Source organism: Stutzerimonas kirkiae (genome assembly GCF_004327335.1).
In the GTDB taxonomy this organism is placed as follows: Bacteria; Pseudomonadota; Gammaproteobacteria; order Pseudomonadales; family Pseudomonadaceae; genus Stutzerimonas; species Stutzerimonas kirkiae.
In genome coordinates this window covers 1-565 of the sequence record NZ_QJUO01000084.1, presented here as the reverse complement: position 1 = coordinate 565, position 565 = coordinate 1, and the positions used below count along the sequence as shown (strand labels likewise).

The following is a 565-nucleotide window of genomic DNA, read 5'->3' as shown; positions in this document are numbered from 1 at the left end:
TCGACGAAGGTCAGCGCGTAGTTGCCATCGCTGCCGCTGGCGGTCAGCAGGTAGCTGCCGGCGTTGGTGCCGCTGCCGCCGCTGGTGGTGACGCCGGTCAGCACGCTTGCCGTCTCGCCATTGACCAGGCCGCTGGCGGTAAAGCCCGATACGTTCTGCTGCTGGCCGTTGTAGGTGACGTTGGCGCTGTTGGCGGTGATGGTGGCGGCGGCCTTGTTGATGGTCAGGTTGCCACCCTGGTAGCTGATGGCGTAGTTGCCGGCATTCAGGCCACCGATGTCGAGGGCATAGCTGCCGGCATTGGTCGCGCCCTGGGCGTCGCCACCGTAGGCCAGGCTGCCGTCGAGCACGGACTGGTTCTCGCCGTTGACGAAGCCGCTATAAGTGACGCCATTACCGCCGCTCCAGGCCAGGCCGTTGTAGGTCTTGGCGGCGTCGTTGGCGGTAACGGTCAGGGCCGCCTTGTCGATGGTCAGCACGCCCTCGACGAAGGTCAGCGCGTAGTTGCCATCGCTGCCGCTGGCGGTCAGCAGGTAGCTGCCGGCGTTGGTGCCGCTGCCGCCGC

The 565-nt window shown here is 66.9% G+C and carries 1 protein-coding gene; it reads right to left on the bottom strand.

The annotated features are described in order from the left end of the window. On the bottom strand, nucleotides 1-565 hold a 565-nt coding region (locus tag DNJ95_RS19290; RefSeq protein WP_181953415.1), incomplete at both ends, for an MBG-2 domain-containing protein.